Below are 6,985 nucleotides of genomic sequence, written 5' to 3' on the forward strand. Positions count from 1 at the left end.
ATGGGAGTGATCAGGGGGAAAATTGAGGTACTTTTTCCCTGAAAATTAGGTAGTTGACCACCTGAAAATCGGTAAAACCCTACACCCCACACCCCACACCCCACACCCTACCCCCAGGAAAAACTTTTTCAGCAGACCCTACTTAACAATAACGGGTACGGTAGGGATCGAACCTACAACCGTCCGCTTAGAAGGCGGATGCTCTATCCATTGAGCTACGTACCCAGGAAAGCACAATTATAGATTATACTTCCAAAAGTGACAAGTGGTAGGACTAATTTTCGCCGTTGCCCCTCTTTGCCACTGTCCAAGCTTAATGATGGTGGTGGTGTCCGTGGTGATGATGGTGGTCGGAATGAATGTGAGGAATTGTTACAGAACTATTGACAGATAAAGCCTCTTGTGATAGAAGAGCTTCGATATGTTCATCGGCCCAATCGGCAGCCATCCGGCAAAATTCGGGGTTATCGTTGACACAGGCCATCTGCACATAATTAACTTGGTCGTGCTTGCGGCGTAAAGCTTCGATAATATGCTCCACATCCAGTAAAGTTTCGTGATTTTCCGTAGCAAAGCCAATCGGCATGAAAATTAAGGCTTTTGCCCCCAATTCGATTAAATTCTTTGCCGCTAACTCTGCATTCGGTTGCGTCCATTTAATTAAGGGGGTTTGGTGATTTAACCAACCCACCGAAATCAAGGGATAACGATAGATTAATTTTTCCCGGACTAACTCGTATAAAGCTTGACTTTCATCGATTCCCGACGTAAATCCCTTAGCTTCGTGGGGACAACCGTGATTCATTAAAATAATGCCAATTTGCGAGGGAAGACAGCTACTAGCTACCTCGGCCGCGATTTTTTCCTCCACTAACCGCGCCATTAGATCTATATAAGCGGGTTGGTTATAAAACGAGGGAATATAGCGCAATCCTTTGACCCAATGTTCCCCCGTTTGTCCTTGAGCTAAAGCTTTGTTAACTTGTTCGATCGCAATGCCACTGGTAAAGATAGAATCAACAACGAGGAGAGGATAGATCAAAATTTTCTCGAATCCCCGCTCGCGGATTTCCGTTAATACTTGTGCCGGTAAAAAAGGCGCGCAGAAGTTAAACGCTTTGAATACCTCCACCCGATTACCCCATTTTGCCTGTAAATTGCGCTCGATTTCCTGTCTTTGATGCTCGAAAATGTGGTTATGGGGCGAAATAAAGTGATTATGCTGGTGCTGCCATTCGTGTAGGTCAAATAGGGCCAATAATTTCGCTAGGGGAGGATAAACCCAAGTCGGTACGGGAGCGAACTTAGCCGTCAGCAGATTTAAGGCCTGTTCATTATAGTTGGCGAAGTCCTCATAACTCTCCACTTCCCCGTATCCCATCAATAATACCGCCACTCGATCGCTGTGGTTGTGGGTAGCGGCTAACTGTTGTTGATCTGAAATGGCAACCACGTTTTTAACCCCGATTTTTTAAGTGAAAAACGCTATATCACTGGGATAGTAGCGTTTTTTCATCCTATCCCCTCGCACGCGATAGACCGCTAAAAATTTATAACCTCTACAGAATCATACAGATTACTTATCATCCTGATTAATAAAACGATATGTAAAGAAACTTTAAATAATGTTAAGATCGTTGCAGTCCCACCTATGAGAGATATGACAGCAGGCGTGTTTGGTAGCTTACCTTTTCCCAATCAGAGCGGCGATCAACTCATCAGTAAAGTGGTGAGTGCTGCGATCGCTGCATTATTCAAACGCACAGGCAAGCTGACAGCGACTGTCCGCGCCGAACCCGTAGCCAAATTACTGCAAGGCAGTATCGACGGTTTTGACTTTATCGGTCAGTCAATGCTCATGTACAATGGCCTACGCATCGAAGCCATGGAATTGTATGTGCAAGCGGTGGCGATCGATTTTAGTGCCATTTTTACCGGACAGGTGAAACTCCGTCAACCGACGCGGGCCACCTTGCGGGTAGTTTTAACGGAAGAAGACTTAACCACCTCTTTTAATACACCTTTTATTGTCGAAAAACTGCAAAGATTAGAGCACGAAGGTAAATCAATTCACTGTCAGAACACAGAATTAATTCTCAATGACGATAAAACTTTAACTCTGAAAAGTCTAATTAAATTGGGAGAAGAAGAACCGATTCTTCTAGAAATGACCACTGCTGTGGTTGTGGAAGAACGGCGAAAAATTCAATTTGTTGATGTGGTTTATCAAGGCGACGAAAGATCGAAAGCTTTAGGAGAGGCTTTAATCAGCCACGTTAACAACCTCATGGATTTAGATAAATTTGCCCTCGATGGTACCCAATTAAGAGTCGATCGACTACGTTTAAAAGATAAACAGATCATTTTTTATGGTATCGCCGATATCGAGCGTTTTCCCCAAAGAAAATAGGCAGTATTTTTGCCCTTTAATCGTGCTTGTGGTGACAGGGAGGTACAGGATCGTAACCTCCGGGGTGAAAGGGATGACAACGGAGAATACGCTTAATTGCTAACCAAGAACCCCGCAGCACACCAAAGCGATCGATCGCTTCCATGGCATACTGGGAACAGGTGGGTTGAAAACGACAGGAAGGGGGAAATAGCGGCGAAATAAACCGTTTATATCCCTTAATTAAACCAATAAAAATTCCTTTCATCAATGTCACCTCGATCGCCTAAACTAATAGATAGTCAATTTTCGCTTTTGTCACGTGGAACTATCCCACTCTCTCCTATTTTCGATCAGTTTAGTCGCCTGTTACCTAGCTGCTCTGATTCTGATCGCTGAACAATTAAAAAGGGTTTTCAGTACCGATGGCGAAATTACCCGCAAAGTTGTCCACATTGGCACGGGAAACGTCATCCTTTTGGCCTGGTGGTTAAATATCCCTGCTTGGGTGGGAATATGCGCCGCGATCCTAGCGGCAACTATCGCTATCCTATCCTATTTTTTACCCATTTTACCTAGTCTTAATAGTGTCGGTCGCCGCAGTTGGGGAACTTTTTTTTATGCTGTTAGTATCGGTGTTCTTGTGGCTTATTTTTGGCCAATTTCTCACCCCGAATACGCAGCACTGGGTATTTTAATTATGGCTTTAGGAGACGGATTAGCAGCCCTAGTGGGACAAAATTTTGGTCAACATCCCTACAAAATTTTCGGCAGTGGCAAAAGTCTGGAAGGTTCCCTGACTATGTTAGCAATCAGTTTTTTAGTCAGCTTGATTATTTTATCTTTTATTAATGGCATTAATCCGCCAATTATTTTAGTATCTTTATTGACAGCGATCGGAGCCACTATTCTAGAAACTTTCTCGAAACTAGGTATAGATAATCTCACTGTACCCGTTGGTAGTGCCGCCATTGCCTATTTTCTTACCCAAATTTTCATCTCAAGCTAGTCTATCCCAGCTTTCAAGCGACCGAAGACCGATGATATTCACTGATAACTGATCACTGGTAACTGATAACTGAAATGACTTTTACGATCACTCAAAACCAAAATCAATATCTTACCTATTGTCTCAAGGATGAAGAAGCTGACGCTTATCTGGAAGTGGTTCCCGCTAGAGGAGGAATCATCACCCGTTGGCAAATTTGCGGAGAAGATATTTTATATCTGGACACAGAAAGATTCAAAGATCCTAACCTCAGCGTCCGCGGAGGAGTCCCGATTTTATTCCCTATCTGTGGCAACTTACCCGATAATAGCTATCAACACCAAGGCCGAAACTACACCCTCAAACAACACGGATTTGCTCGTGATTTACCCTGGCAAGTGAGCAAACAAAGCAGCGAAACCGCCGCTAGTTTAACCCTAGAATTAAACAGTAATGAAGCCACTCGTCAAGTCTATCCCTTTGATTTTCAATTAATCTTTACCTATCAACTGCAAGGAAACAGCCTCAAAATTCACCAAAAAGTAATTAATCTTTCCCCCGAAAGAATGCCCTTTTCTATCGGATTTCATCCCTATTTTCAAGTCACCGATAAAACCCGATTATCCTTTGATATTCCCTCCTCCCAATACCTCGACCAACGCACGAAGACCCTCCATTCCTACTCTGGCAACTTTGACTTTAATCTCGAAGAAATTGATGCTGCTTTTCCGCAAATTACGCGCCATCAAAGTAGTTTTAGTGATTCCTATCATCAGCGTCAAATTGTCCTCGGTTACGACGATCTCTATACAACCCTAGTTTTTTGGACCCTGAAAGATAAAAATTATATCTGTCTCGAACCTTGGAGCGCTCCCCGCAACGCCCTCAACACAGGCGAACATTTGACCTACTTAGACCCCCAGAGTAGCCGCGAGGCGATCGTGGAAATGCGAGTCAATCAAATTTAAATTACCCCTTGACTTAGCCCCGATAAGATGTTATATTGATAAATCGTGTGCAGAACACGAAACGGGTCGCTAGCTCAGCGGTAGAGCACTCGGCTTTTAACCGATTGGTCTTGGGTTCGAATCCCAGGCGACCCATAAAAACTTACTAATACAGAAAGATTGACTTGTCTTCCCCTGTCTATGGATTAGCCTTACATACCAGCAGTCCCCAACTAGGACTAGCCATCTCTAATTTCAGCGATGATAGTCGTCAACAAACTTGGGACTTAGACAGGGACTTATCGAACCTATTCCACCCCTATCTAAAACAGTTCCTAGCCCCGCAAAAATGGGCTGATTTAGCCTTTCTAGCCACTGCTAAGGGGCCGGGGAGCTTTACCAGTACCCGCATCGGTATAGTCACCGCTAGAACCCTAGCACAACAATTACAGCTACCGATTTTTACCGTCTCTAGTTTAGCGGCCTTTGCTTGGTCACAACGGGATTTTTACCCCCTCGATAGCTATCTAGCCCTAGAAATGCCCGCAACTAGGGGACAATTGTATGTGGGCATCTATCGGGGTAATCGGGTTTATTTAGCTGATAGCCTGATGACTCCGGAACAATGGCAGCAGACTTTAGAAAACTTAACTATTCCCTATCAAAGATTAGCCACACCCAGCTATTTAGGCATAAATGCCACCGATATCCTCGATTTAGCCCATTTGGATTGGCAAACGGGAAAACGCCCCCATTGGTCGGAGGCGCTACCGTTTTACGGGATGTGATTAATGGATTTCTTGCAAAAATCAAAAATCTGACCTTAGGTGAGGAGTAAGGAGCCAGTAGTCAGGATTCAGGAGAATTAAGAATGAGCATTAATCAATTAAATGCTCTAATTAGGGTTTGCTGAATAAATCTAAAAACCTTGTTGGGTAAAACTTTTAGACTTTTTGGCAATCAAAAAGTACCAGATATGGGAGTGATCGAGGGAAAAATCCCTGGACTTTTTCCCTGAAAATTAGGTAATTGACCCCCTCAAAATCGGTAAAACCCTACACCCCACACCCTACACCCTACACCCTGCCACCACCGAAAAACTTTTTCAGCAGACCCTAATTAGGAATTCCCTCTTTTTTTCAAACTATAACCAGCTAATCCGAGGGTTAGCAATCCTAAAACTGCGCTAGGTTCTGGGACAGGTTTGACGGAATAAATCGCCACATTACGACTCACTTCATTGGCAACAATTAACAGGGGAGTACCATTAGGACTATCGGCAGCGGGAATAAATAATAATCCTTCGGGAGAGATATCCCCTAATTGCCAATCGTTGATATAATTGGTGAACAAAGGATTACTAGGGTTGGTAATATCATAAACCATGAAACCGCCAGCCCTTTCTATTCCCACAAAAGTATAGAGACGATTCCTCACGCTTCCCAATGCTAAACCTTCCGGTTCTGGCCCGCGGTTATCGCTACGACTATCGAAGCTGCTAGGATTACCATCGGAATTAAAAATACTAGCAGTTAGGGGAGTTGCCGAAAAAGTCGCTAAAATTTGTTCAAAATCATCGCCACTATCGAAGACTGGGGACAGTCCATTAGTGACATTCCAAATCGAAAAAGAACGACCACCATAGGCAAAAAGTTGGCTATATTGACCTTGGGCGTTAAGTCCGTCAATGCTAGAAACATCTAAACGTCCGAGATTTTGGGCTAATTGCAATTGGGCCGCATTAGGGAAAGCATTGGGGTCTAAAGTTAGAGTAGAAACTCGTCGAGCCTCATTTCTAGTATCCCCTTCATTGGCAGTAATTAAATAGGTTTGTCCGGCGATGGTAACGGTGGCAATCGTATCCGGTTGATATAAGCCAAAAACCGGCCAATTATTAATTCTGACTGCTGGGGAATTAGTCGCTCCTCCAAATACTACCCCATCTCGATCGCTAGGATCGAAACCATTACCAGAAGCGTTAAAATTTTTGGCTCCTAAAGGTAAAATACTGGTGACTTGAGCGTTAACAATATCGACTACGGCAATACCATTATTTTCCTGTAAAGCTACCCATGCAGTGGTTCCATCGTCGGAAACGGTGATGTATTCCGGTTCCACATCTTGGGAAACCGTTTGACCGGGGAAAATGCGGACTCCCTGATTTCTTAAAGTGTTCTCTTGACCATTAAAACTGGTAAAGGTAGCAGTGTTGACCGTGGCATTGAGAACACCAGCACTAAGATTAATAATACTAACGGAACCATCGGGATCGATCGCTCCTCTCGCTTCCCCTTCGTTAGCGACCAAAACCCGATTACCGTCAGGAGTAAAGGTTAACATATCTGGTAAAGCGCCCACAGTAACCTGACTCTGAAAGACACCATTAGTATCGAAAAATACTACACTGCCGTTATTGGTAATGGGATTAGCTTCCATGGCCAGGGCCACGATACCATTTTTGATGGCAACGCTATTAACCCCTGCACCGTAGGGACTAAGATCGATCGAGGGTAAGGGAATTGGGCTCTTCTGGTTTTCGTGTGTTAATTTTTGTTATGAATTAAAGCAAGCAAACAGCTTAAGTCGAAGATGTTGAAAATTGGTAAATCCATAACTCATTCTTTTAATAAGCTTTATTTTGGTATTCATTCCCTCAATTAA

General features: G+C 43.7%; 8 protein-coding genes, 2 tRNA genes and 1 pseudogene. 5 read left to right on the plus strand and 6 right to left on the minus strand.

The window, feature by feature from the left end:
* Positions 1–152: 152 nt before the first annotated feature.
* Both IM485_RS11535 and IM485_RS11540 read right to left on the minus strand, forming a co-directional pair.
* A tRNA-Arg gene (locus tag IM485_RS11535) sits at positions 153–225 on the minus strand.
* Positions 226–313: 88 nt separating this feature from the next.
* Complete coding sequence (locus tag IM485_RS11540; protein ID WP_287743155.1) at positions 314–1,453, minus strand: ferrochelatase; 1,140 nt, start codon at positions 1,451–1,453, stop codon at positions 314–316.
* A 198-nt stretch (positions 1,454–1,651) separates the two neighbouring features.
* Between IM485_RS11540 and IM485_RS11545 the strand changes: the two genes are divergently transcribed.
* The gene (locus IM485_RS11545; RefSeq protein ID WP_104396510.1) at positions 1,652–2,410 is read left to right on the plus strand and encodes an LmeA family phospholipid-binding protein; all 759 of its coding nucleotides are present in this window, start codon (positions 1,652–1,654) and stop codon (positions 2,408–2,410) included.
* Positions 2,411–2,426: 16 nt separating this feature from the next.
* Here IM485_RS11545 and yidD read toward each other — a convergent pair whose 3' ends face one another.
* On the minus strand, positions 2,427–2,657 hold the full coding sequence (gene yidD, locus IM485_RS11550; RefSeq protein WP_104396511.1) for a membrane protein insertion efficiency factor YidD: 231 nt from the start codon (positions 2,655–2,657) through the stop codon (positions 2,427–2,429).
* A gap of 54 nt (positions 2,658–2,711) precedes the next feature.
* On the opposite strand from yidD, the gene IM485_RS11555 reads away from it, so the two are divergent.
* The 4 genes from IM485_RS11555 to tsaB all read left to right on the plus strand — a co-directional run bounded on the left by IM485_RS11555 (position 2,712) and on the right by tsaB (position 5,112).
* A complete protein-coding gene (locus IM485_RS11555; protein ID WP_104396512.1) occupies positions 2,712–3,398 on the plus strand; it encodes a diacylglycerol/polyprenol kinase family protein in 687 nt (228 codons plus the stop codon).
* 74 nt (positions 3,399–3,472) lie between these two features.
* Entirely contained in the window at positions 3,473–4,345 is an 873-nt protein-coding gene (locus IM485_RS11560; RefSeq protein ID WP_104396513.1) for an aldose epimerase family protein, read from the plus strand.
* Between the two features lie 63 nt (positions 4,346–4,408).
* Positions 4,409–4,480 (plus strand) — tRNA-Lys (locus tag IM485_RS11565).
* Positions 4,481–4,509: 29 nt separating this feature from the next.
* Entirely contained in the window at positions 4,510–5,112 is a 603-nt protein-coding gene (gene tsaB / locus IM485_RS11570; RefSeq protein ID WP_104396514.1) for a tRNA (adenosine(37)-N6)-threonylcarbamoyltransferase complex dimerization subunit type 1 TsaB, read from the plus strand.
* A gap of 331 nt (positions 5,113–5,443) precedes the next feature.
* Here the strand turns inward: tsaB and IM485_RS23005 are convergent, their stop codons facing one another.
* From IM485_RS23005 to IM485_RS11580, 3 genes and pseudogenes are all read right to left on the minus strand, one after another.
* Positions 5,444–5,560 carry a PEP-CTERM sorting domain-containing protein gene (locus tag IM485_RS23005; RefSeq protein WP_502882184.1) on the minus strand — a complete coding sequence of 39 codons (117 nt, stop codon included), beginning with the start codon at positions 5,558–5,560 and terminating at the stop codon, positions 5,444–5,446.
* Positions 5,561–5,572: 12 nt separating this feature from the next.
* A pseudogene (locus IM485_RS11575) lies at positions 5,573–6,847 on the minus strand (choice-of-anchor I family protein); the annotation flags it as partial.
* A gap of 30 nt (positions 6,848–6,877) precedes the next feature.
* On the minus strand, positions 6,878–6,985 hold a 108-nt coding region (locus IM485_RS11580), incomplete at its 5' end, for a transposase (protein ID WP_271928149.1).

The organism is Microcystis sp. M169S2 (assembly GCF_020245865.1).
GTDB lineage: Bacteria > Cyanobacteriota > Cyanobacteriia > Cyanobacteriales > Microcystaceae > Microcystis > Microcystis ichthyoblabe_A.

Excerpts from the sequence above, each read along its gene's own strand:
- IM485_RS11545 (WP_104396510.1), top strand. The coding sequence starts at position 1,652 with ATGAGAGATATGACAGCAGGCGTGTTTGGTAGCTTACCTTTTCCCAAT.
- yidD (WP_104396511.1), bottom strand. The coding sequence starts at position 2,657 with ATGAAAGGAATTTTTATTGGTTTAATTAAGGGATATAAACGGTTTATT.
- IM485_RS11560 (WP_104396513.1), top strand. The coding sequence starts at position 3,473 with ATGACTTTTACGATCACTCAAAACCAAAATCAATATCTTACCTATTGT.